General features: G+C 48.9%; 23 protein-coding genes. 17 read left to right on the forward strand and 6 right to left on the reverse strand.

What is annotated here, in order from left to right; all coding sequences use genetic code 11:
- Positions 1 to 81 precede the first annotated feature (81 nt).
- The 3 genes from SPSPH_RS01755 (at position 82) to pstA (ending at position 2,869) form a co-directional block, all read left to right on the forward strand.
- Positions 82 to 945: a phosphate ABC transporter substrate-binding protein gene (locus tag SPSPH_RS01755; RefSeq protein WP_075752641.1), complete on the forward strand. Its 864-nt coding sequence runs from the start codon at positions 82 to 84 to the stop codon at positions 943 to 945.
- Between the two features lie 170 nt (positions 946 to 1,115).
- Positions 1,116 to 2,009, forward strand: coding sequence for a phosphate ABC transporter permease subunit PstC (gene pstC, locus SPSPH_RS01760; RefSeq protein ID WP_075752643.1), 894 nt, complete (start codon positions 1,116 to 1,118; stop codon positions 2,007 to 2,009).
- Positions 2,009 to 2,869: a phosphate ABC transporter permease PstA gene (gene pstA / locus SPSPH_RS01765; RefSeq protein WP_075752645.1), complete on the forward strand. Its 861-nt coding sequence runs from the start codon at positions 2,009 to 2,011 to the stop codon at positions 2,867 to 2,869. The genes pstC and pstA overlap by 1 nt, the downstream gene beginning before the upstream one ends.
- Before the next feature lie 169 nt (positions 2,870 to 3,038).
- On the opposite strand, the gene SPSPH_RS01770 is transcribed toward pstA, so the two are convergent.
- Complete coding sequence (locus tag SPSPH_RS01770) at positions 3,039 to 3,386, reverse strand: DUF4870 domain-containing protein (protein WP_075752647.1); 348 nt, start codon at positions 3,384 to 3,386, stop codon at positions 3,039 to 3,041.
- 207 nt (positions 3,387 to 3,593) lie between these two features.
- Between SPSPH_RS01770 and SPSPH_RS01775 the strand changes: the two genes are divergently transcribed.
- Positions 3,594 to 3,962 carry a hypothetical protein gene (locus SPSPH_RS01775; RefSeq protein WP_075752649.1) on the forward strand — a complete coding sequence of 123 codons (369 nt, stop codon included), beginning with the start codon at positions 3,594 to 3,596 and terminating at the stop codon, positions 3,960 to 3,962.
- Between the two features lie 10 nt (positions 3,963 to 3,972).
- On the opposite strand, the gene SPSPH_RS01780 is transcribed toward SPSPH_RS01775, so the two are convergent.
- The 4 genes from SPSPH_RS01780 to SPSPH_RS01795 form a co-directional block, all read right to left on the reverse strand.
- A complete protein-coding gene (locus tag SPSPH_RS01780; RefSeq protein WP_075752651.1) occupies positions 3,973 to 5,565 on the reverse strand; it encodes a CYTH and CHAD domain-containing protein in 1,593 nt (530 codons plus the stop codon).
- Between the two features lie 244 nt (positions 5,566 to 5,809).
- Positions 5,810 to 6,538, reverse strand: a complete 729-nt coding sequence (locus SPSPH_RS01785) for a zinc dependent phospholipase C family protein (protein WP_075752653.1) — start codon at positions 6,536 to 6,538, stop codon at positions 5,810 to 5,812.
- 37 nt (positions 6,539 to 6,575) lie between these two features.
- On the reverse strand, positions 6,576 to 7,733 hold the full coding sequence (locus tag SPSPH_RS01790) for an MGDG synthase family glycosyltransferase (protein WP_075752655.1): 1,158 nt from the start codon (positions 7,731 to 7,733) through the stop codon (positions 6,576 to 6,578).
- Positions 7,734 to 8,119: 386 nt separating this feature from the next.
- Positions 8,120 to 10,036: a GGDEF domain-containing protein gene (locus tag SPSPH_RS01795; RefSeq protein ID WP_083945355.1), complete on the reverse strand. Its 1,917-nt coding sequence runs from the start codon at positions 10,034 to 10,036 to the stop codon at positions 8,120 to 8,122.
- Positions 10,037 to 10,192: 156 nt separating this feature from the next.
- Here SPSPH_RS01795 and SPSPH_RS01800 point away from each other — a divergent pair, with 156 nt between their 5' ends.
- The 7 genes from SPSPH_RS01800 (at position 10,193) to SPSPH_RS01830 (ending at position 17,799) form a co-directional block, all read left to right on the forward strand.
- Complete coding sequence (locus SPSPH_RS01800) at positions 10,193 to 11,152, forward strand: SpoIID/LytB domain-containing protein (RefSeq protein ID WP_075752657.1); 960 nt, start codon at positions 10,193 to 10,195, stop codon at positions 11,150 to 11,152.
- 1 nt (position 11,153) lies between these two features.
- The gene (locus tag SPSPH_RS01805) at positions 11,154 to 11,945 is read left to right on the forward strand and encodes a hypothetical protein (RefSeq protein WP_143558948.1); all 792 of its coding nucleotides are present in this window, start codon (positions 11,154 to 11,156) and stop codon (positions 11,943 to 11,945) included.
- Positions 11,946 to 11,981: 36 nt separating this feature from the next.
- Positions 11,982 to 12,443, forward strand: coding sequence for a hypothetical protein (locus SPSPH_RS01810; RefSeq protein ID WP_075752661.1), 462 nt, complete (start codon positions 11,982 to 11,984; stop codon positions 12,441 to 12,443).
- A gap of 17 nt (positions 12,444 to 12,460) precedes the next feature.
- Complete coding sequence (locus tag SPSPH_RS01815) at positions 12,461 to 14,110, forward strand: spore germination protein (protein WP_075752663.1); 1,650 nt, start codon at positions 12,461 to 12,463, stop codon at positions 14,108 to 14,110.
- Between the two features lie 72 nt (positions 14,111 to 14,182).
- Positions 14,183 to 15,295, forward strand: coding sequence for a GerAB/ArcD/ProY family transporter (locus tag SPSPH_RS01820; RefSeq protein WP_075752665.1), 1,113 nt, complete (start codon positions 14,183 to 14,185; stop codon positions 15,293 to 15,295).
- Complete coding sequence (locus SPSPH_RS01825) at positions 15,285 to 16,490, forward strand: Ger(x)C family spore germination protein (protein WP_233138627.1); 1,206 nt, start codon at positions 15,285 to 15,287, stop codon at positions 16,488 to 16,490. The genes SPSPH_RS01820 and SPSPH_RS01825 overlap by 11 nt, the downstream gene beginning before the upstream one ends.
- A gap of 94 nt (positions 16,491 to 16,584) precedes the next feature.
- Positions 16,585 to 17,799 carry a Ger(x)C family spore germination protein gene (locus SPSPH_RS01830; protein ID WP_233138628.1) on the forward strand — a complete coding sequence of 405 codons (1,215 nt, stop codon included), beginning with the start codon at positions 16,585 to 16,587 and terminating at the stop codon, positions 17,797 to 17,799.
- On the opposite strand, the gene SPSPH_RS01835 is transcribed toward SPSPH_RS01830, so the two are convergent.
- Entirely contained in the window at positions 17,800 to 18,030 is a 231-nt protein-coding gene (locus SPSPH_RS01835; protein WP_075752669.1) for a hypothetical protein, read from the reverse strand.
- Positions 18,031 to 18,154: 124 nt separating this feature from the next.
- Here SPSPH_RS01835 and yabP point away from each other — a divergent pair, with 124 nt between their 5' ends.
- The 6 genes from yabP to spoIIE all read left to right on the forward strand — a co-directional run bounded on the left by yabP (position 18,155) and on the right by spoIIE (position 23,312).
- On the forward strand, positions 18,155 to 18,436 hold the full coding sequence (gene yabP / locus SPSPH_RS01840) for a sporulation protein YabP (RefSeq protein WP_075752671.1): 282 nt from the start codon (positions 18,155 to 18,157) through the stop codon (positions 18,434 to 18,436).
- Between the two features lies 1 nt (position 18,437).
- Entirely contained in the window at positions 18,438 to 19,166 is a 729-nt protein-coding gene (locus SPSPH_RS01845) for a lytic transglycosylase domain-containing protein (protein ID WP_075752673.1), read from the forward strand.
- 52 nt (positions 19,167 to 19,218) lie between these two features.
- Positions 19,219 to 19,692: a spore cortex biosynthesis protein YabQ gene (gene yabQ, locus SPSPH_RS01850; protein WP_075752675.1), complete on the forward strand. Its 474-nt coding sequence runs from the start codon at positions 19,219 to 19,221 to the stop codon at positions 19,690 to 19,692.
- Between the two features lie 95 nt (positions 19,693 to 19,787).
- Positions 19,788 to 20,090: an FtsB family cell division protein gene (locus SPSPH_RS01855; RefSeq protein ID WP_083945356.1), complete on the forward strand. Its 303-nt coding sequence runs from the start codon at positions 19,788 to 19,790 to the stop codon at positions 20,088 to 20,090.
- Positions 20,091 to 20,183: 93 nt separating this feature from the next.
- A complete protein-coding gene (locus SPSPH_RS01860; protein ID WP_075752677.1) occupies positions 20,184 to 20,627 on the forward strand; it encodes a S1 RNA-binding domain-containing protein in 444 nt (147 codons plus the stop codon).
- Between the two features lie 225 nt (positions 20,628 to 20,852).
- The gene (gene spoIIE / locus SPSPH_RS01865) at positions 20,853 to 23,312 is read left to right on the forward strand and encodes a stage II sporulation protein E (RefSeq protein WP_075752679.1); all 2,460 of its coding nucleotides are present in this window, start codon (positions 20,853 to 20,855) and stop codon (positions 23,310 to 23,312) included.
- Positions 23,313 to 23,321 lie beyond the last annotated feature (9 nt).

Consider the following 23,321-nt stretch of genomic DNA (forward strand, 5'->3'; position numbering starts at 1 on the left):
TCCTTAACACAAGGCTTGTTTAAATGAATTACAATAAAGATGCGAAAACCGTACAAACGTTAAGGAGGAAATAGAACAACTATGAAACTGTCGAAAAAACTGTTAGCAGGCGCATTGGCTATGATGTTGGGCGTAAGTTTAGTGGCCGGCTGTGGCGGTCAGAAAGAAACACCGAAAAATGCTCCGGCACAAGGAGAATTGTCGGGTACTGTTACTGCGTCAGGCTCGACGGCGCTGCTACCGTTATTAAAACCGGCTCAGGAAGAGTTCCAGAACAAAAATCCTAAGGTTACCGTGAATATTGCCGGCGGTGGTTCTTTTACCGGGCAAAATCAGGTAGCGGCAGGTTCTGTTACTATCGGCAACTCTGATGTGCCCTTGCAGGACAGCTTAAAAGATAAAGGCCTTGTTGAAACCAAACTGGTAGGTATCCCCTTTGTCTTCATTACTAATACCGATGTAAGTGTGGATAATTTGACCCAGCAGCAATATGTGGATATCTTTACCGGTAAAGTGTCCAACTGGAAAGAGGTAGGTGGTAAGGACCAGAAAATCACCATTATCCACCGGGCCAAATCCTCCGGTTCCCGCGGTGCCATTGCTGAAATCGTACTGAAAGGCGCTGCTTTTACCGACAATGCAGTCATTCAGGATTCTAACGGCGCAGTCCGTGCAGCCATTGCCAGCACTCCGGGCGCTATCGGTTATGTGGATGCCGCTTATGCTGACCAATCGGTAAAAACACTGGCGTACAATGGCGTAAAATTTAGTATCAATGATGTAATTGACGGTAAATATCCGGTATATACCTTTGGCCGCATGTTTACCAAAGGCGAGCCCACAGGTGCGGTAAAAGCCTTTATTGATTATGCAACAAGTCCGGAGTTTCAAAATGTCTATGCTGAGAAAAACGGCTTTGTTCCTGTCACTAAGATGAAGAAATAAATATCCCTCCCCTTTACTATAAACAGTACAAGCCCTGAGCTGCCGCTCAGGGCTTGTACTGTTTATTTACCCTAACCTTAACATAAACTTAACATTGCATTAACAAAACAGGACACAATAATAGCGTATAATTGAGACGAACTATTCTTTTAGACAGGATGTGACTGTAGATGGCTGCAACCGCCAGCAATCGGGACCACCAACTCAAACTTATGTATGACAAATATGTGCGCTATTTGTTTATCGCCAGTGCGTTTCTTATGACGATAATTATTATATCTATTATTGTGTTTGTAGGTCAGCAAGGCTTGATGACTTTTAAGGAAGTCAGCCCCATGGAATTTTTCTTTTCTGCCAAATGGGATCCGACCGAAAACCAATATGGTGCTTTGAGCTTTATCGCCGGCTCAGTGTATGTCACCGTGCTGGCCGTGCTATTGGGGGCGCCGCTGGGATTGGCCGGAGCCATTTTTATGGCCAAAATCGCGCCTGACTGGCTGAGGGAAATCATGCGGCCAGCCACTGATTTGTATGTGGCCATTCCGTCAGTTGTTTACGGTTATGTCGGGTTGACAGTCCTGGTTCCCTTTATTCGTGAGTTTTTTCAGGTAAATACAGGGTTTGGCTTGTTTGCAGCCGCTCTTATTCTTTCCATAATGATTCTGCCTACCATTATCAGCATTTCCGAAGACGCCATCCGGGCAGTGCCTAAGACGCTGGAAGAAGCGTCGTTAGCGTTGGGAGCCACCCGCTGGCAAACCATTACGAAGGTGCTGCTGCCGTCCGCATTGCCGGGGATTTTGACTGCTGTTATTTTAGCCATGGCCAGAGCCATTGGCGAGACCATGGCAGTACAGATGGTCATCGGCAATACACCGCAATTGGCTAAGTCGCTATTTACGCCAACGTCGACGCTGCCCAGCGAAATTGTGGTGGAAATGGGGAATACACCCTTTGGTTCGGCCTGGGGCAATTCGTTGTTCTTAATGGCGCTGGTGCTGCTGATCCTTTCGATTGTTATGATCTTGATTATTAGACAGATTGCGGCCAGGAGGGTGGTATAATGTCGGCAAAAAGTCAGGATAAAGCAGCCACCGCTATTATGTGGCTGGCAGGGATTATTATTTTAGGCATACTTATTGTCTTTTTAGGATATATGCTGTATAAAGGACTGCCGGTGCTAACATGGGATTTTATTACCGGCAAGCCCAGTGATATTCATGCCGGCGGTGGTGTGGGGCCGCAGCTTTTCAACTCCTTCTATATCCTGGGACTTTGTATGTTATTTTCTATTCCGGTAGCTGTTGGCGCCGGCATTTATTTAGCCGAGTATGCAGCCAACACCCGTTTGACAGATATGATTAGATTAAGTACCGAAAGTTTGGCCACCGTGCCTTCGATTGTTCTTGGCTTGTTTGGCATGATTATCTTTGTCAATATGCTGGGAATGGGGTTTAGTATTATCGGCGGTGCACTTACCCTGATGCTGCTCAACCTGCCGATACTGGTGCGGGTAACCGAGGAATCCGTCCGGACAGTGCCTGCCCATTACCGGGAGGCCAGCCTGGCATTGGGAGCTACCAAATGGCAGACCATCTGGCGGGTAGTACTGCCGAACGCCCTGCCTGGCATCATTACCGGCATTACGCTTTCCGCCGGCCGGACGTTAGGCGAAACGGCCATTCTGATATTTACTGCCGGTACCACTGTATCCCGTATACTGCCTGATTTTAATGTCATGGCCGCCGGGGAAACCCTGGCGGTGCATATGTGGTACGTTATGGCGGTGGGCCTGGTCCCCGACCGGGTAGCTATTGCCGACGGCACCGGTGCATTATTGATTATTACCATTCTTATCTTTAACCTCATGTTCACTTTGCCCAGTAAGTATATCCAACGCAAAGCCAACGGCGGCGGTCATTAATTCACAAAGTGAGTGCTGCCGAAATGATAAACAGGACAGAAGCGTTAAACGCTCTGTCCCGTTTTTATCTTTAAGCCTGATAGAACGCAGGTCGCGTCGCTATCAGGCCGACGGACCTGTCCTAAGACTGCCCGCACCTCCGCAAGCAGTGTTGCGAGGCGGGATTTTATTATAATTTTTGCACAAGCTTCTGGATTAAAGGATACTCGTAATATTCGCCGTTGATGGCTTTTACTGCCGCAATAACTGAGGTTACCAGCAGCAGCAGCCAAAGCAGTGCTATTACCGGCAGCAGCAAGACACCAATTACTATCATGCATAACAAACTGGTGATTATAGAAAGTACCAAAATGGCGAGGTGAGCTATTAAGGCCTGTTTGGCGTGTTCGTAGACAAACGGGTCATCTTTTTTGAGCAGGAAAATGATCAGCGGCGCCACAATGAATCCCAGCCCTCCCAGTAAATAGGCCAGGTGGGCAAGTATGGCGAGCATTTTTTGTTCTCCCGTAATATTCATGGCGTCCCCCTTAATGTGGATTTAGTTAGCGGCTTAAGAGTATATACCCTATTATAGCAGATGGCCAGCCTAAATGTGTTGGTTCTTTATTTTGAACCGAACTGGTGGCTTAAAGTCACCAGTTCGGTTTTTTCCCGCACCTGAGGAATAAAATGAGTATTTTAGAACATGATAGACAAAAAGTATCTAATTGTGCGAGGAATAGTCATGTATTGCGATTTTTGCGGAAAAAACCTGGCCGGTTACGTAAAATATTGCCGCCATTGTGGCCGCAGGTTAAAAGACAGATTGGAAGATACCAGGCCATTACCTGTTGTGGACGAAAGAATGTTAACCCTGAATACCGTCAAGCGGCAGGCGGCTCATTCTTTGTCCTGGTCTAATTTAGCGCTGCAAAGAAGGTTTCCCTTTAATAAGGGGCAAATGCAGAAACTAATATATGGAATAATCTCTTTCGCCATTATTGTAGTACTGGTATATATTATCATGACCTTTAAGACTCTGGAAGAATATCAGATACTTACCGCACTATGGGCGACCGTGCTGACGGTTTATACCTGGCGAAAAAGCAGGTAGATTAAGAAAATTAATTAGACTGCCGGGCAGCTTCATCCGAACCATCTGCCAACGGTTTTAGCTTTTTTTGCTTGGTGACGGCTTTATTCAGCTTGGCCCACGTTTTGTCCCATTGTGGTTGGGCGGCGGCTGACTTTGCGAGCTGCCAGCCTGTAATCAGACCCGCGTCACGGTGGGAAAGGCGGCTGGACGAAGCCTTGACCAGTTCCTGTAATAACGGCGGAGTGAAAGCAACATCCCTGATCTCGCCTAATATGTCCTGGAGCTGCTCCAAACGTCTGACAAGTAATCGCGAACTGTCCGGCAGCACAGGGGCCAGAGCCTCAAGCGTATAGCGGAGACGTCTGCCGTCAATCCGGAGTTCATGGATGGCAGCTAAATCGCTGAGATCAAGCTCATTGCCCTGTTGTAAGAGGGATGTAAGCCAATGGCCGAAACGAAGATAAACAAATCTCTTGCATAATACCTGATTGTTGCCGGAGGCGGCCCAGTTTAGCAGAAATGACCATAAGCCTAATAGTACCGGTGTAAGTTCACCTGTGGCAACCGCAGTATGGAAGTTGTTTTTTGCGTCCTTGCGTTTAGCCGCAATGATTTCTGTCAGTACCGGCTTGCCTGAATAGTTAGGGATTACCCGGAGCATATAACCTGTCAACTGGTCCCAAGTCAGGCTAAACTCATCCAGGTCGCGGAGGCGGCCAAGCTTGCGATTCCAAGTGCTTAGCTTGTTCTGCCAGTCGGTGTACTCTTCAGGCGGCATTAGCGGTTCAGCAAATTGTAAGAGCGAGTGGAGTTTGCACAATACCATGCGGAAGTTATGCAGTACTTCTCTATCGTCAGGATTGGCCAGATAAGCCTGTTGGGCGCTGATTGTCTTGTGGATGGTATGGATCATGATTTCGCTGAGCGCCCGAGGTGCAGGCAGGACAGCACTGGCTTTTGTCAGCGGGGAAGGCAGGGGGATATCCTGGGCAAGACTGTCTGCCAGTCCGGCTAATACGGTTGCCCGGTACAGTTTGCTATCCTGTTCGGGCAATAGCGGAAACTGTGTGGCTAAAGCCGTTCCCAGCCAAATGAGAGCTTGCGGTTGTCCGGCTTGTAATTCCAGCTCAAGCTCTAAAATCTCTTGTTGTTTATCACCGGCCAGAATATTGCCGGCATCAAGCGCCAACTCGATGTTGCTGCCATCCGGAGTAATAATTTCCATTGTACTGCGCTCAAAGCAGGTGCTAAATACCGGCTCTAAAGGCCTATCGCCTGCAGCTTCAGCCAGGCGGTCGCCGATATCTGTGAGGAGAAAGGGCTCAATGCTGGGCTGCGGGCTTTTTACCGGCACATTATACTCAAAGCGCTGGTGAAGCCCTCCGTCACTGGTGCCATCGGCTTTGACGGTGGCTGTCCATTCCCCGGCAGCCGAACGCAGGCGGTACGACAGGCGCGATTTGAGTAAGCGCCGGTCGGCGGTATCGTAATAGGTAGTTGCCAGTGTTTGTTTACAGGGCAGCTGTGTTGCCAGCTCCCTGAGCAAAGGCGCGGTTAACAGGCTGCTCTGGCAGGATGGATCAGCCAGGCGCAATTTAAGTTCTGCTTCTATGTTTGACATGATGAAACACCTCCTAAGTAGGCATGTCCCAAAATCTACATTTTATCATATTATTTTATTCGCGTTTAGTTGGGTAACGCCTTTATTTGAAAAAATAAAACTAGTACCTCTCGCCACTTAGGATTTGCGATTAGATAGCAAGGATTTATATAATCCAAATAGTTAGGTGGCGTAAGGTATTGGCAAAAGGGACTGTCACTATGCTTGCTTTGTCAGCAAGCATAGTGACAGTCCCTTTTAGGGGCTAGGCTACGATGGTTTTGTTAGTTATGTGGTTAATGCCAACTGTAGAGCAGAAACATTCAAACAAGCCGGCTGTGCTGCGCTGCGCGAGGGGAAGAAGGCAGGTGGTCACAGTATGAAAGCGGGTATGATTTTCCTCTGTTACCCATTCTAAATAGTCGGCTGCTGCGGCAGCATTATTGATAAGGAGCACATATGGGGTTAAAGGCGCGGTATATATACCCTGGTATTCGCTGGCGAACGCAGTATGGTTACATTTAACCCAATTTTCATATTCCTTATGCCCGGCAAAGAGTTTGGCCCGGGCGTGGTGCGGAACACAAACATCCTGCAGCAGATGCGCGGCGGCTCCCAGGAAGAAAATGCTTTGGGCAAAATTGCTTTGCCAGGCATTTTTCAGGGCCAATTCATAATAGACCGAAAAATCATCAAGGGCGGTGGCAAATTGCCATAAGCCTTTGCCTGTCAATGGTTCATAGTAATGGCTGATATTTTTCCAGCCTTTGTCGGCCCAATATACGCCAGCCGTAAGCTCAGGAAGAAACTGCTCAAGAAAATACGCATGAGTTTCCAAACCGTCATTGTGTAAAATGGTAACCGCCTGCCTGTTAAGAAACTCATGTGTTATGCTGGGGCGGTCAAACAAACTTTGAAACGGGCTAATGGCAGTGAGCAACAGTCTGGCTCCGGCTACGCCTGTGGCTCCTGCTGATAATGACTTGGTTCGCATAAGTCATGTCCTCCCCATTACCAGTTGTCAACGCTTTTTAACGCGATACTGCGGCTCCGGAACTAAAGAGCTTTTGCCAGATGGTGGTTGCAATGGTTTGAGCGGCAGCGGGACGGGCAAGCAGGCCTGCCATCTCCCGCATATAATGCAGGCGCTCAGGTTCGGTCATCAATTCATAGACAGTGCTGGCCAGGTTATGGTTGTTTTGGACCCATAGCGCGGCACCTCTTTGGCTGAGATAGGCGGCGTTTTCTTCTTCCTGCCCGGGAATGGCCTGGCAGAAAAGCATAGGTAAACGCATGGACAACGCCTCGCTGATAGTAAGGGCTCCCGGTTTAGTGATAAGTAAATCGGCTGCGGCCATAAGTTCAGGAATGTGCCGGGAATAGCCAATGACTTTGACCGGATGGGTAAGCTCGTGGGCTTTTGCTAAAAGACTGCGGCGAAGGGTTGCGTTGCGGCCGGTCACCACCACTAAATTAAACGGCAGCGGTAAAGCATCAATCGCAAACACTGCCTGTTTTAAATCACCCAGTCCAAGACCGCCGCCCATAATGAGAATGACAGGGTGTGTATTGGTAAAACCCAGCGTCTGGCGAATGGCTGCCTGATCAGTCGCAGCAGGCTGGAACTTGGCGTCGATGGGAATACCGGTGGCATGAATGCGGGCTTGGTTGATCCCTTGCAGCGTTAATTCCTGTTTCAGCTTGGCGGTGGCGACAAAGTATAAATCAGTTTCGCTATAGCACCAGAGGCGGTGTAAGGAAAAATCAGTAATAACACCAATAAGCGGTGTGGTAATTTGGCGGGTGCGCTTAAGATAGGCCGCCGCGCCGCAGGGAAAGGGGTGGGTGCAGATAATGGCCTCAGGACGGTGTTTGAGGGTTAAGTCAAGCATGCTTCGTTTCATAGTTATGGCCATGAGGTTTTGCACTTTACTGCCAGGCAGCGGCATCTGCGACAAGCGGTACATAAGATCATACATATCAGGGAAGATATCAATCATTTTAAGGTACGATTCTTTTACCAGTGTATTAAGATACGAGTTGCCGCCGGCCATGAAGTCGACAACCTCGGCTGCAGCTAAATGATTGCTTTCAAGTGCTGTCTTAATCGCCTGGGCTGCCTGTGTATGGCCGGCTCCCAGTGATGCGGAAACCAATAAAATTTTTACCGGTTTGTTTCTTGTCGACAAAGTGATCACCTCGTCACTAATCTTATTTTTATCCGATAACCAAAGTTGCTGTTTTTCTGGCTTTAAAGCTGGATGCCAGAAGCAGGAGTCTTACTACTATGATAGCAAGTTGCAGCAAGATGACTGTTAACACCGGATTAATAAAGTGTTAAATTTTTTCTGATGCTTAACCCGCTCTATGGGTCTGGGTTTCTAAAAGGGAGTTATCTCCAAAGGATCCAGTAAGATGTAAATTGACTTTATATATAAAGAAAACACGGCTTGCGCCGAGCCTTTGGCGAAAGCGAAAGCCGATGTTGCCCTTATCCTGCTTGTAAGAAAGTTATACTTTCTGTTAGGACAAAAAAGGCCGCTAAGCGGCAAACAAGCGGCGTGTTTTTTGCTAGCTATCGGGCTGTTGTCTGACTCGCTTTGTGCCGGCGGTCATAGACAACGCAGGAACCGGCTTGCTGTTTGGCCAGACTTTTTAGATCGGCGGCTACTTCGGCAAGCTCAAGATAATTGTTAAAAGGGTGCAATTGGTTAGTGACAACGGCAATGGAAATGGAAGTGACAGGGAAGCGTTCAAACTGGCCTTTGCGATTCTTGACTTCCAGATAGCCTTTAGTTAGATCGTCAGGGTGATACTGGCTGGTAACCTCGCGGTCAAATAGTTCAATAATGTTTTCTGCGATATTTTGTACATATTCGGGTTTGGTAATGATGATGAAATCATCGCCACCGATATGGCCGAAAAAATCATCGGCAGAGCCTGACTTGCCAAGGCTCCGGCTTACTATCTGTGAGGTTAGCAGCAGTACTTTATCGCCGCGTTCAAAACCATATTTATCATTGTATGCCTTAAAGTTGTCAAGGTCAAGATACATAACCGCAAAAGCGTCCCTGTTCTCAATCAGCTCCTTAAGGCGGCTTTCGATAACCAGATTACCCGGCAGGCCGGTAAGCGGATTGGAATTATGTGCCCGGTGGATTTGCAGGTTGGTTATATTATTTAACAGTGACATCACCGATACTGTACCCAAAAACTTGCCGTCCCGGACAACAATGATAAAGTCATATATGTTGTATTCTTCCCGCCCCATGGCAATTTGTGAGACCGCTTCCAGCGGCAGTTCGGCATTAACAATGAGTGGTTTTTTATCCATTACCCGCTCAACCGGGCGCCGGTAATACAGGGACATTCCATAATTTGTGCCTAACTGATAATACAGTTTATCCTTCATGAGTAAGCCGACCGGCCGGTCCCCATCATCAACAACCACAAGGCCATTGACATGTCTTGTGGTAAAAATCTCCTCAACCGTATTTACCGCTGTGGCAGGTTGTACGGTAGGAACCGGCTCGGCAATTTCGCCGATGTTTATTCCAAGGCCTTTACGGGAACGGGATTTGGCCTGTTTATCCTGAAAATTAAAATCGGCAATCATCTCCAGCACCTCCTCAGATATTTTCGGCGGCGGAAAGTCCGGGCGTGCCAGAAAATAACCCTGACCATAGTGTACTCCCTTACTAATCAGGGTGGACAGTTCGTCAGCGCTTTCAATGCCTTCGGCAATAACCTTGCTGTGGATAACTGCAGCCAGCTTGGTCATAGCGTCAACCATAGCTTGTTTGAGCGGGTCTTTATCAATGGCGTGAATAATGGAGCGATCAAGTTTGATGTAATTAGGACGAAGTGCCGCAATGGCTTCCAGACTGGAATAGCCTGCACCGGCGTCGTCTACGGCAATGCGGTACCCTTGCTGGCGGTAATGGTTGAGTGATTTGGCAAAGCTTTCGAAATCCGTAATGGCTGTACGCTCGGTAATTTCAAAAGTAACCTGATCAGGATTAAGACCCTGACGGATTAAGAATGCCTTAGTCAGGCCGCCGCGAAAATCAGGGTCCTTGACAACCTCGGCATTCATATTGAGAAACAGCAGCTGCTTTACCCCGAGGGTGGTAGCATGCCTAAGTGCTGTCTCGCGGCATAGTTGCTCGAGGGCTAATAGGCGGTTCGTAGCGATAGCAACGCGAAAGAGGTTGGCCGGATAATGCAGCGGGCTATCTGCCGGGCCGCGGCTCAATGCTTCATAGCCCATGATAGTTCCTGTTTGCAAGCTGACAATGGGTTGATAAACAGGTGTGATTCTTCTGCCTTTAATAATTGCCTCCAGCTCTTTTCCTAAGTCTGGTGTGATGCAAGGCGCGGATGATATTGCCGCATCGGCCAGGGAAATACCGCTGAGCTGCAGCGCCGCATTGTTAAATCCCATAATGCTACTACAAATGTCATCCAGCCATTGAGGCAGTTTTAGTGGCAACGTGATTCCTCCTAACAAGACTAAGTAACTATATCCAGTATAATCCTCAATAAGACATGCTTTGTAATGATTGTGTTAAGTTTTTATAAATGTATGCAACAGGCATTTGCTTGCCATAATAAGATAGAAGAAAATGTTTAGCGAGGTGGATTTAGGATGAACAGAAAAATTATTGTTTGTTTGGTATTACTTGGTGTTTTAAGTCTGGCGCTTATCGGCTGCAGTTCGCCGCAGAAAAAACCGGAAACGCCTCCGACGCCTGCTCCCCAACAAGCCACCCAGCAGCAAGAGCCGGATATTACTGTATTTATGCATGAAACCGGTGAGAAAAAGACTATGAAAATGGAAGAATATCTTGCCGGGGTTGTGGCCGGGGAGATGAAGAACGACTGGCCGGTAGAAGCGCTGGCAGCTCAGGCAATTATTGCCCGCACTTTTACGCTGGAGGCGATGGAGACCAAAGGTGGTGTGCCTGAACGCGGCACCCAGGCTTCCACCGATATCAAGGAATTTCAGGCTTATAATGCCAAGGCGGTTAATGACAATGTTAAAAAGGCCGTGCAAATGACCCGCGGTATGGTCTTAACCTATCAGGGCAAACCCATTAAAGGCTGGTTCCACGCTTCGGCCGGTGGTATTACCGCTACTGCCAAAGAAGGGCTCAACTACCGGGAGGCTGAGCCGCCTTACATCCAATCTGTTCAATCACCGGATGAGTTGGCACCTGCAGATATTAAAAACTGGACAATTGTTTTCCCGAAAGAAGCTGTTATGGCAGCTATGGCCAAGATGGGCAAAAAAGTAAACGATATCAGCAGTATTGAAATTACCCAGAAAGGCCCGTCAGGCCGGGCAGTTATGCTTAGGGTTAACCGTGAAGTGGAAGTGTCAGCACCTGAACTGCGGGTGGCGCTGGACAGTACCAAACTTAAATCCATGCTGTTAGACAAAATCGAAGTCGGGGAAGAGAATGTAACCTTTGCCGGTAAGGGCTACGGTCATGGAGTCGGTATGTCCCAGTGGGGAGCTAACCGTATGGCGAAAGATGGTAAAAAGCCTGAGGACATTGTTACCCATTATTTTAAAGGCGTGAAAGTCGAAAAGCGTTGGGATTAAGGTGAATAAGACAGAAGAACCGTCCCCTTGTATGCAGCCTTGTATGCGCCGGCGTGAAACAGCCAAAGTTACTTTTTATACTATCGGGATGATTTATCACCGTCCTCCTGGCGTGATTGCCTGGTGGTCGGCCGCTTTTCCTGGATTTGGCTATATTTCGCTGTGCAGCCATTTGAAGGGGTATCTGTTTATTATCTGGGAGATTATTATCAATGTTAATTCCAACTTAAATGCAGCCATTGTTTACGCTTTTACCGGCCGGTTTGACATGAGTATTGCCGTAGTTGACAGCCGGTGGCTGCTCTTATATTGCCCTGTCTACATTTTTAACATTTGGTGCAGCTACCGGATGGCTGTCAGCATTAATAAAGTGGCGCAAATCACCCAAAACCAGCCGCTCAGTATCAAGCCGCAGGCTATTACCGGGATAGGGATTAATATCCTGGACAAGCGGCCGCCTTATTTGGCGATTGTCTGGTCGATGCTCATGCCCGGACTGGGGCATGTTTATACGACCAGACTCACCACGGCGTTAGTGCTGATTGGAATATGGACAATGACTGTCTTTTATTCGGGTTTTTTGCCGGCGCTGCACCTGACCCTGCTTGGTCAGTTCGGCCAGGCGGTATTGAGTGCTGATCCTCAATGGCTGCTGTTTCTTCCTTCTATTTACTGTTTCAGCATGTATGATGCTTATGCCTATTGTGTGGAGTACAATAGTCTGTTTGACCGGGAGCAAGCCCAGTTTCTGCACAATAATTACCAGGATGCAGCCTTTGAAATGCCGCTGTAGTGCTTGTAGTAGTATTTATGATGGAAGGCCTGAAACATGTATATTATCGCTACCTATCGCCACTCGCTCAATCTGGAGCTAGCGGTTGCCCGCCTGGAGGAACAAGGCTTGGGTAAAGCTAACATTATGGCTGTGCCATTACAATGTCAAAGAACTTCTGTTCATGTGTTGACTTCCCTGCAGGATACTGATGGAGTAGGCCTGGTTGGGGGTTCGTTGGCTTTTGGCACGGCTACCATGGTGCTTGCGACAATATACGGGTTTGTCTGGTATGGGGGGCCTATTGTCTGGGGCTTGATCGGCTTGTTCTGCGGGACTGGCCTGTGGCTGACAGGTTCAATTATTTTTCGGAAAAGAAACTGGGAAAAAAATGGAGCCTGTAATACCGGGTTTGGCCAGATTGTTCTTATTATCCGCTGTGAGCCAGTTGAGCTTCAGATGGTAAAAAATATTTTGGCAGACAATATGGCACAGGCTATTGGCGTACTGGAACGGTAAAGGGAGGCTGTCCGGCGGTGGGGAAAAACAATAAGGACAACCTGTGCAGGCTTGGCAAACTGTCAGATGTTTTACCGGAAAATGAGCTGCATACAGTCAAGAGACAACTAACCTCGCTAAAGCAATTGATTCAGGACAGTGCCCGCATTGGCGAGGATATGTCCGGGGTTTTGGCTGATCTCAGGGCTGTACCGGCAGCCAATGATGATATGTTTGTTTTTACACCGGAATTATCGCAAAATGTTACCTTGTTACAAGCGGTTTTTCGCGATTGCAGTGATATCAAATTCCGGTTTTTTAAGACAGGCGGCAGGCAGGCGCTGCTGGTATTTCTGGATGGTATGGTTGACTCTGCTGCGCTGGAGCTCAATGTATTGAAGCCGCTGATGGTGTTTGCCGCAGAAGGCGCCGATCTAAAAAAGCTAATGGCAGAAAGGCTCACGGTAGCTGCCCTCAACCTGGAAACAAGTGCCAATGTTGCGGTTGAGGCTGTCATGAGCGGCAATGTCCTTGTTTTGATTGACGGTATACCGGAGCTATTATCAATTGACGCTATTAAATATGTTAAACGCAATGTCAGTGCACCGGTACTTGAAGAAAGTTTGCGCGGCCCGCAAGATGCTTTTAATGAAACGCTGAAAGATAATCTTGTGCTGCTGCGCCGGCGCGCGAAAGATCCCAATATCAAAATCCGTATCCTGGAAGTGGGGGAGCGCAGCAAGACATCGGTAGCGCTGATTTACTCGGCGAATTTGGTTAAGCCCGGACTTATGGAGGAAGTAGAGCGCAGGCTTCAGGCTCTTGATAAGGATATTATCCTGGTATCCAAAACGCTGGAAGAGACCCTTGTTGAGCATCCCTGGACGCCTTTTCCGCAACTGGACTCTACGGAGCGGCCGGAAAAGGTAATGGCTGCCATCTATGAAGGACGGATGGCAATTCTTGTGGATAATACTCCGGCTTCCATTATCATCCCCTGTACCTATGCCAGTATTATGCAGGCTGTTGACGATTATACCATCCCGGCTTCGGTGGCCTGCCTGGTCCGGATCAGCCGTCACGCGGCCGCGTTTATTGCCATCTACCTGCCGGCATTGTATATTGCGATCGTATCCTACCATCCCGGCATGCTGCCAACCGGTTTGGCGATATCCATTGCCGAACTTAGGGCGCGGACACCCTTCCCCTCATTCTTAGAGGCACTATTAATGGAAATCCTGCTGGAGCTTTTTCAGGAAGCCATCACCCGGCTGCCCAAGAAGGTCTCCAGTGCCGCCAGTATGGTGGGGGCTTTTGTTATTGGCACTACCGTTGTCCAGGCCGGACTGGTCAACCCGCTGCTGGTTGTGGTAATTGCCACTACCGCCATTGCGTCTTATGCCATGCCTTACTATTCTTTTGGCCTGGGGCTGCGGGCGCTCAGGGTTCCCATACTGTTTCTGGCAGCTACCCTGGGCTTATATGGAGTGATGCTGGGTGTTATTATTATTACCGTGCACCTTTGTTCGCTGAAAAATTTTGGCGAGTCCTATCTTGGCGGCATGCTGAATATTGATACTTTTGCCGATTGGAAAGACACATTGATTCGCGCGCCGCAAAGGTTCATGAAAAAGCGACCGGTAGAGTTTGGTGCACAGGATAAAAAGCGGGCAGGTGACAGTCAGTAGTCCGCCAAGTCTAAAGCTATCGGATGAATCGCGACAGGAACACTATGGATTTGGGGTTGGGGGACTGCTGTTATGGCTAATCTGGAAGTAAAAAACAAGATGTCGGCAGCGCAGTTTGGCGTTGTTATGTCAGCCACAATTCTGGGAGCCGGGTATATTAGCCTGCCTACCCAAACCGTTCCCCTGGCCGAGCAGCTGGCATGGATCAGTGTCCTGCTTGGCGGCGCCCTGTTTTTTGTCTCGGCCTGGATTATGCTTAAACTGGCAGCACTCTATCCGCAAAGTGATCTTACGGACTATCTGCCACAGCTTTTGGGAAAATGGCTGGGGGTTGGCATCATTGGTTTCTTAGTCCTGATATTCTTTATGGCGCTCTGCGTAGCGCAAAACCAGTTCAGCCGGGTAGTAACGTTTTTTCTGTTTGACCGTACACCGCCTGATGTGATTATCCTGTCCATGCTGGCTGTTATCGTATATTGCACCATGCAGGATCTGGGAACCATTGTCAGGGTAGCGGAATTTACCTTTTTTGTTGCTGTTGCCATGAGCGGTGTCATTTGGTTTGCGGGAATTTTCAACTTTCAGCCGGAAAACCTGCTGCCTTTTTGGACAGATAAGCCTGTGAGTATTTTGCAGGCCGCCCTGAATACCGGCGAAACATTTGGCGGGTATGAGATCATTTTATTGCTGTTTCCGTTAATTTGCCAAAAACGTCATAACCTTGTAAAAGTGGTGGGAATTAGTTTTATTTTGATTACAGTAGTTAGTCTAAGCATTGTGGTGATGACACTTGGGGTGTTAACGGCAGCGGCTATTCCCAATGAATCTTATCCAACATTAATTGTAGTCCGTAGTGTTGAATTGCCGGGTACCTTTGTGGAACGGTTGGAAAATTATTTTCTGCTTGCCTGGATTCCGCTCATCTTCAATTCTCAGTCGCTGTTTCTTTATATGGTGGCTAAGATAATGAGCCGGTTATGGGGATTTGCCGATCACCGTCCCTGGGTATTGGCATTGGTGCCCTTGATTTATACCGGGGCAACGCTGCTGGATGGCCTGGAACTGATTGAGTTGGCCGGACAGGCGGTAAACCTGCTGGCGCTGGTCTTTTCTTTAGGAATCATACCGTTGGTATATCTTTATGCCAGGTGGAAACAGCGAGGAGTGACCGCAGGTGAAAGTTAGGAGGCGTCTGGCCGGTATGCTGCTTATCCTGACGATTGCCGTTCTTACCGGCGGTTGCTGGGACAGGCGTGAAATCCAGGACCGGAATTTTGTCCTGGCTGTGGCCATTGATACCGCCGATACCGGTCAGCAAACCGAGCAGGAAAAAGCGGAAACCAAAACAGCAACCTTTACCCAGCCGCGGGGGGATAAACGCTACCGGGTTAGCTTACAGATACTGAAATTGATTAAGAATGGCGGTAATGGGCAAAATGGCGGTGACAACAGAACCTATGTTTTATCTAATACCGGGCAGTCAATCTTTGAGATTGTTCGTGATATGCTGGGTCAAACCAGCAAAAGTCTGTTTTTTGAGCATATCCAGGCTGTTGTTATCAGTGAATCGGTGTTGCGGGAGACCGGCATTACCCCGATTATCGACTTTTTTTTGCGCGATGCTGAAATGCGCTGGCGGATAAAAGTATATGTTACCCCCGGTGAAGCCAAACCCATTCTAGAATATGCGCCGCCCAGCAAAGAAGCCGGTGGAATCTATCTGGCCAATATTGTGAGAAATCATACCAAAAATCTTCATGTTGCCGGTGCCCGTACTGACTTGGGAAATATTAGCGTTATGCTGGACAGTAAGTCTGATTTGATCATTCCCCGGATTGATATGACCGGTAATGTAGTGAAAGCAAAGGGTGCTGCGGTATTCAAAAAACACAATTTTGTCGGCTATGTTGATGAACAGGTGGTAGCCGGGCTAAAAATGATTCGTGCTACGGAAAAGTCGGCCATTATCACGCTGCCGGGTGAAGAAGCGGGTGAGCTTTTGGCGGTAGAGGTGTTTCGTCACGATACCCGGCTTACGCCGCATGTTGACGGAGATTCTGTTTATTTTACCCTGGATATCACTATGTGGGGTAATTTAGGCGAACATCAACTTCCCCACCGTACAGTAAAGGCCGATGATCCGGCATTTATCCGCCGGGTGGAACGGCAGGCGGCTGAAGAAGTAAAACGCACTGTTCTTTATAGCAAAAATGTCTGTCAGTCGTTGGGGGTCGATGTGTTGAATTTCGGCAGCAAACTTAAAAGGCATGAGCCTAAGGTCTGGAATACCATCAAGGATGACTGGGATGCAATGTACCCGAATGTTCCCCTGGTAGTATCAGTCAATGTTGTGATCAATCAGCTTGGCGAGCATAAATAAATTTGCTCCGGCAGCGGGAACCAGCGGACGTATACGTATGCTGTACCTGAACCGGTGCAGCCTGTAGCAGGTGTTTTGGCTTGGGGGTAACGTGGTGGAATTGTTGAGAATAAAGAACAATAAGGCCAAAAGTCTCGTAATTTGGCTGCTGCTGGCTGCCATTTGTCTGCCGCTTGCCGGCTGCTGGGATCAGCGGGAATTGCAGAACCGGCAGATGGTGCTGGCTGCAGCCGTTGATATTGCCGAGGGCGATGAAAAGGAACAGGAGCAATTTGCTCAGCCGCACGGAGGCAAGAAGTTCCGGCTTAGTGTTCAATTGCTTGATATTGAACCGCAGCAGGGTGAACAGCAGGGCGGTGCAAAAATTAGTACCTTTGTCATTTCGGGAACCGGCCACCTATTTTCCGAAATTGAGCGGGATATGCTGGGACAGCTTGGCAAACCGATGAATTGGGAGCATATTCAAGCCATTGTTATCAGCCAGGCAGCTATTGAGGCCGGCGGGATCGGACAGATAATGGACTGGTTTGTGCGTGATATAGAGATGCGTTGGCGTATCCGGGTATATGTTACTACCGGTGAGGCCAAGCCCATTATTGAGTATCAGCCTCCCAACGGTGAACCCAACGGGTTATTTCTGTCCGGGATTGGCCGCAACTATCTAAAGGATCCCCATATTGCCGGTGCAGATACTGAACTTGGGTTTCTCATCATACGGATGGATAATAAGGTGGCAGCTCCTTTCCCTACAATCCAATTGACCGGTGATGTTCTTAAAGTAGGCGGTACAGCGCTCATTATGAATGGAGAACTGGCCGGTTATGTAGATGAGTATGACAGTCTTGGTGCCAAGCTTATCACAGGTCTTGAGAAAAGTGCCATCATAACCACTGCCTGTACGAAGCATCCTGACCGGATATATGCATTTGAACTGTTCCGGCATGATACCCGGCTTACACCTCATGTGTCCGGCGATAACATTTACTATACGCTTGATATTGCTATGTATGGCAATATTGGTGAGATGGAGGGCTGTCCAGAGCCGCATGAGCATGAGGTGAGGGATCCGCAGTACATCAGGAAACTGGAATTGCAGTTTGCCGAGGAGGTAAAAAAGGCGGTGTATCATTCGTATAAACGTCATCAGGCTTTACGGGCCGATGCGCTGCGGATGGGGAAAAAAATGCAGATTCGCTATCCGAAAAAATGGGCAGAAATAAAAGACCGCTGGCATAAAGAAATATTTCCCTTCATCCCGCTGGTGGTATCGGTCAATGTTACTATTCACCAGTTGGGTGAACACAAATAATTATTTAAAGATTATGCTGAATAACCATAACCCTATGGCGGCCGCGGTGTACCCGGCTGCTATTTTTTTCGCGAATTTGGCTTCGCTGAACCGGCCATTGTGTTTTTCCAGAACTGAAGCCAGTACCCGGGCGACAAGTGCTGTCGCAAAAAACACAAGCAATAGCCACAAAGTAGTCTGGTGAACCAGCAGGTAAGCCAGCTTTTGCCAATAGTATGCTATATTGCTCATGAATACCTCCTGCTTATTGAGGCCGCCTGACAATCAGGTAACCCGTCCCCAATCCTTTGTACTAAAACCAGCTTCTGCCACATATACATAACTTGAGATAGCATTGGCAGGGAGGGATATTTTTATGCCGATAGATAATAAAACGCCAAAGTGGCGTCATCAATTGACATTGGTAGACCGGGAGGAACTTGCCGTGGACGGAGTCAGCAGTCTGGGAAGCTATGACGAAAAAGAAGTTGTTATGGAAACTGAACAGGGTATACTTACCATCACCGGCGAGGGTCTTAATATTAAACAGCTTAATCTGGAGCAAGGCAATATTGTTATAGAAGGAACGGTAAAAGGATTAACCTATGAGGATGAGGCACGCCAGAGAAAAGGCTTGCTGGAACGGTTTTTGAAGTAACGTGCGTAGCCGGGCATTGTCGCTATGGCTGTTTTTGCTGTTTGTGTTGGCAGCGCAAACTGTGGCCTATAGCTTTGCCAACAGTCTTGCCGCTTACAGCCGCCGGGCATTATATGCTCATTTTACAACAGAAACTGCCGCCATACAGGATGTGAAAGGCCTGCCTTACTCGGAACTTATTAATCAGGCTGGTAAAACCTATGGCGTCAGTCCGGAACTGGTGGCTGCCGTGATTAAGGCCGAAAGCTCTTTCCAGGCGCGGGCGTTGTCAAAAGCGGGAGCTTATGGACTGATGCAGGTCATTCCGGGTACTTGGCGGCTGGTAAATAACCAGGCTTTGATTTGCTATGGCCGACATGACGGGGAATGCGGCAGTGACTGTTTTTATAATCCTGAACTTAATATTGCTATCGGTACCTACTATCTTAGCCAGTTGGTCAGACGTTATAACAGTCATGTTGAACTGGCAGTGGCAGCCTATAACGCCGGGCCGGGGGCTGTTGATAAATACGGCGGGATTCCGCCCTATGCGGAAACGACAGAATATGTAGAGCGGGTAGTCGACTACTGGTACCAGCTTAGCGGCCGGCTGCCGCCGGCAGGTTTGGCCGCCGGCACTTGGCAAAAGCTTACTTATGCAGTAGGCTGGAGCATGATTATGACAGCCGGTGCCCTGGTGTTAACAGGCAGGTATTTGTTGCGGCGGCATAGAGGTTTTCATTGGCGCTAGCCTAAGATGATGATCGGCGCTTTTCCTATACCGGTGACAGGGAGGTGAACCGATGGAGTTATCCACGCAGATTAGGACATTTTTACTCATTGTGACAACCGGGATTGTTCTGGGGATACTGTTTGATACCTATCGGGTACTGCGCCGTCGTTTTCGGCCGCCGTGGCTGGTGACTTCACTGACTGATCTGCTGTATTGCCTGCTGGCGTCAGCCATTGCGTTTACGGCACTCCTTGCCGGTAATTGGGGAGAACTCCGGTTTTACGTTTATATTGCGCTGCTTGTCGGAATTATTGCCTATTATCGTTTGGTCAGCCAATATGTAATGAAATTTATTATGGCACTGCTGCTGCTGATTACGAAACTCTGTCATCTGACAAAACTGGCAGTTGCCTTTACGATAATTAAACCGGTTGTTTTCGTAACACGAACGGCCCTATGGCCTTTTCGGTTTATTGGCAGGAAGTATTCGGCCTGGTACAAACGCCGGCGTCCGCCGCCGCCGGAAGAAATACCACCGTTGTAATGTCTGTAATATTTTATATAAATTACCAGCCTAAAGAGGATTTAGCCTGAAAAGAGCGAATATAGGTAAGAATTACTATTAATATGGTGATGTTTATGCCGCAAAAACGCAGGAAATTCAAACAGTTTAGCTGGTTTCGGTTATGTCTTTTAATCATGGCCGGATATTTTTGCTATGCCGTGATTGATCAGCAAACCGAACTGTACCAGATCCGCCGGGAAACCGAGGTGGTAAACGCTCAGATGGCGCAGGCGCGTGAGGTTAACAGCCGCTTGCTTGCGGAAAAGGAGAATTTGAGTACTGCCGCTTATATTGAAAAAGTGGCCCGCGAACAGCTTGGTTTGGTTAAACCGGGAGAAGTTCCCTATATTCCTGCCAGAGAACCAGCTATTCCTTGACACATTTTCACCGGCGGGAGTATAATATGGATTGCGAGATTCAAATAGCACAGTAAAAAGTACGAAAGATTTTAAGGAGGAAATTTGATTAGTATGTCCATTGAAGTTGGCAGTGTTGTAGAAGGAGTTGTGACCGGCATAACTAACTTTGGCGCTTTTGTCGAGTTGCCGGGTGGAAAGGTAGGCTTGATTCACATCTCCGAAGTTGCTGACGTATACGTCCGCGATGTTAAGGATTTTTTGAAAGAGCAGGACAAAGTAAAAGTAAAAGTCTTATCTGTGGATGATCGCGGCAAGATTGGCTTATCTATTAAGCAGCTGCAACCGCCAGCACCCAAGAAACAGCATACCAACGATTTCCGCCGGTCTAATAGAGTGAATAGCTTGACGTTTGAAGATAAACTGAGTAAGTTTTTAAAAGACAGTGATGAGCGTCTGTCAGATTTGAAGCGCAGTACCGAATCCAAGCGCGGCGGCAGTGGCGGCCGGGGTGGTGCCGGTGGCGGCGGCGGCGGTCCGGCTCGTCGGGCGGAATAATCCCCCAATAAAGGATTGTTATTCGACAAATACTGAAATAATGCAACGTAAAAAATAGCGTGTCAGCCACCAGGCGTAATCAGCCGGGTGGCTTTTTGCATTTTCACCTGAGTCTGTGTCGGTTTTTTTTTATCGGCAGATGCCCTAAACAGACAAACATTTTATCATAACCTTCTGTACAATTTGAGTCACAGTACGAGACAATTATTTACAGAGGTGAGGACCATGCCAAAAGTATCTGTTATCACACTGCCTGAAGAAGTTTTGCAGCCGCCGGCGGCGAGAGTGCCGGCAGAAGCAATGCCTGAAAGCAAGCGCCGTTTTCCCTGGCAGGAGTTTTTCGGCTGGGTCAGGGCGGTAGCCCGGGCACTGTTTCATCAGCAAAACTTACCGCTTAATATGTTGGCGCTCTTGCTCGGACGGGTATCGCTTATGGGCGAGGTGGCTCCCTTCGGGTTGGCACTGTTTGCTGCTGTCGCCGGCTTAACCAGAGAACGGGCGGCTGCCGTGGGGGTATGGGCGTTGGCCGGTGTGCTCAGTGCCGGGCTTTATCAGGAGGCGATGGTTTATCTGATTTCTATGCTGTTATATTGGCGGTTATCGGACAAGCTATCGCGGTATGAGAAAAAAGTGCAGGCTGTACCGTTGTTTATGTTTGGCAGTGTTTTCTTAAGCGGGATGGCGCTCCTGCCTTGGCAGGATTGGGCCTTGTACAGTATGCTGGCAGTTTTTTTTGACGCAACATTATGTATGGTGCTGGTCTTTATTTTTCAGTATGGTGTCCCGCTGTTTTTGACTCAGGCACAGCGGCCCGAGGCCGGCACCGAAGGTTTAATCTGCGGCATAATTATCCTGGCTGCGGCTGTTGCCGGGTTAGGCAATGTAATGATATATGACTATAGTGTACGCAATATGGCCGGAGCGCTGATTATCATGCTGCTGGCTTTCAGCGGCGGCTCAGGGTTAGGTGCTTCGGTGGGGATTGTCACCGGACTGGCTGTAGGCCTGAGTGACGGTAATGCAGCTTCCAGTATCGCCATGTGCGCTTTAGCCGGCATGCTGGGCGGCTTGTTCCGAAGTATGGGCAAATCGGCAGTACTGTTAGGCTTTATTCTGGGGAGCGCCATTGCCGTATTATATTTGGGCCGGCCGGGGGAATTGCTGCTGGTGCTGGTGGAAGCAGCGGTAGCAGGGGCGGCTTTCATGCTGGTGCCTGCTGCCAAACTAAGCCAGTGGCGTGAGCGCTGCCTGGATGAGAGTGATAGTGCTGAGGCGGCGCAGCAGACAGTTAATACGGCAGTGGACAAGCTTAATCAGATTGCCGGCATGTTCAAAGACCTGTCAGGTGCGTTTGGCTCAGGCAGTGCTAAGGAGAATACTGCTTATAATGAAAAAATTAAAGAGGCCCAGTTGGCACAGGCCCTGGCCGCTGTGGGGGAGCGGGTCTGCGGACCTTGCGCGCGGCGCGATGAGTGCTGGGAACGGGATTTCTACCAGACCTATCAGGCAATGCTGGATATGCTGGCTCTGGCGGAGGCCGGCAGGCTGCAATCAGGTGTTTTGCCTGATTGCATAAGAATTGCCTGCATAAACCGCCAGGGGCTCACCGACTTGCTTGTGCAGGTGGCGGAGAGCAACAGGGCTCATTGGTATTGGCACAAGAAACTGCATGATTGCCGCCAGGTAACTGTCGAGCAGTTGAAGGCTACAGGGATGATTATTGGCAATCTGGCGCAGGAACTCAAAAAGGGGCCGCAGAGTGATGCCGAAGCCGCCGAATTGCTGGCAGAACGGGCAGCCATACTGGGATGTCCGCTTACCGGCCTCAGGGTCACCAGTGAACGGGGTAAAGTTTTAGTGGAGGCGCAGAAAACTGCGTGTGAGGGGACGAGGGAGTGTGTTAATACCATTTTGCCGGCCACCACCAACCTCTTGCAGGAAAAGATGATACTGCATGCCGAGTGTGGCAGTAAAATTCGCCACAAGGATTGCAAACTGGCTATGGAATTGGCTGAGCGTTACCATGTGGAAACAGGCATGGCGACAATGGCCAAGGGGGGAGGAGAAATATCCGGTGACACTTGTGTAGCAGAGCCGGTCAGCCGGGGACGGACAGCGCTTATTTTAAGTGATGGTATGGGGAGTGGCGAAGCGGCCGCCAATGGGAGCGGACATGCTGTGAAATTTTTACAGCAGCTGTTGGCGGCAGGCTTTGATATTGATACCGCGGTTAAGACCGTTAATTCTATGTTATTGATAAAAATGCCGGGCGACAGCTTTGCCACAGTGGATATGGTGGTTGTCGACACCTTTACCGGCGAAGCCGAGTTTTTGAAAGTAGGTTCGGCACCAAGCTATGTGAAAAGAGTACGGGAAGTCGTGACCATCAACCCGGCGGCACCGCCTATCGGCATCCTGGAAACCATTGAGATTGAACCTGTCCGGCGGATGCTGGTTCCGGGCGATATCGTGGTTATGGTCAGTGACGGCATTATTGATGCCGGGCGTGGTACTGCCAAGGAGAACTGGGTAGCCAATTTTCTGCGCCGCACAGGCAGTGAGCGGCCGCAGGACATTGCCGATAAAATCTTAGGCCAGGCTCTGGAATATTCAGGCGGCGTCGCGGGCGACGACATGGCCGTACTGGTAGCCAGAGTAGCTGAGCCACCGGGAATTATCCAATAAACAAGTTTT

Source organism: Sporomusa sphaeroides DSM 2875, assembly GCF_001941975.2.
Classification (GTDB): domain Bacteria; phylum Bacillota; class Negativicutes; order Sporomusales; family Sporomusaceae; genus Sporomusa; species Sporomusa sphaeroides.